Source organism: Campylobacter sp. CNRCH_2007_0968H (genome assembly GCF_025773245.1).
Classification (GTDB): Bacteria; Campylobacterota; Campylobacteria; order Campylobacterales; family Campylobacteraceae; genus Campylobacter_D; species Campylobacter_D lari_D.
Genome location: NZ_JAKMTQ010000050.1, coordinates 1 through 832, shown reverse-complemented (window position 1 = coordinate 832; position 832 = coordinate 1). Strand labels below are relative to the sequence as shown.

1 protein-coding gene is annotated in these 832 nt (G+C 25.0%); it reads left to right on the top strand.

What is annotated here, in order from left to right; genetic code table 11:
• Positions 1-44 precede the first annotated feature (44 nt).
• Positions 45-832: DUF2920 family protein (locus tag L8Y18_RS08585; protein ID WP_263676670.1), on the top strand; the 788-nt coding region annotated here is incomplete at its 3' end.

Genomic DNA, 832 nt, shown 5'->3' with positions numbered 1-832 from the left:
GATTGTTTGATAAAATATATCTAAAACTAGCAAAGGCTTTTTAAATGTTAAAAAATGAAACTTATTTCATAGACTCTTGTGATGATGTAGAATTAAATATAAAAAGAGAAAGTAAATTAGAATTTAAATTAACTTATGATGATAGCAAAGAAATAGAGGCGATTGTTTGTGTTATAAATGGTATTGGTGGAGATATAAAAGATGATTTATATATAAGTGATTATTGTGCTAGAAATTACAATGTAGCAGTTTTAAATGTAAATTATCATTGTATAGGAAATCGTCCTCAAACTGGAGCAACATATTATTTAGATGATATCGACAAGCTTATTTTAGACACTAGTTTAAAAGCTATAAGTATTATTCCACCTTTTAATATTAATCATATTGATACTTTTGAAAAAATTAATCATTATTTAGAATATATAGATAATCAAATTTCTATTTTAAAATTAAAATGGATATTAGATGTTTCGTATATTTTAAAATTAAGTATAACTCTTCAACCTACCAAAAATGAATATCAAAATTTTGGCATCATGCAAGCAACAGATATACTAAATGCTCTTTTATATATTAGAAAAAATTCTCCTTTTAAAGCTATGGGGGGGGGTATAAAGCATATTTTAGTCGGATCGTCCCATGGAGGTTATTTAGCAAATTTATGTGCAAAAATAGCTCCTTGGCTTGTTGATATTGTAATAGATAATTCTTCTCATGTTAGTCTTACTAATTTATGGAGAGTTATAGGTTTTGGTAAAGAAGTTGATTTTACTAAATATTATAATTTTTTAACACCAAATACCTTTAATCATATAAAACTTTACGGTTA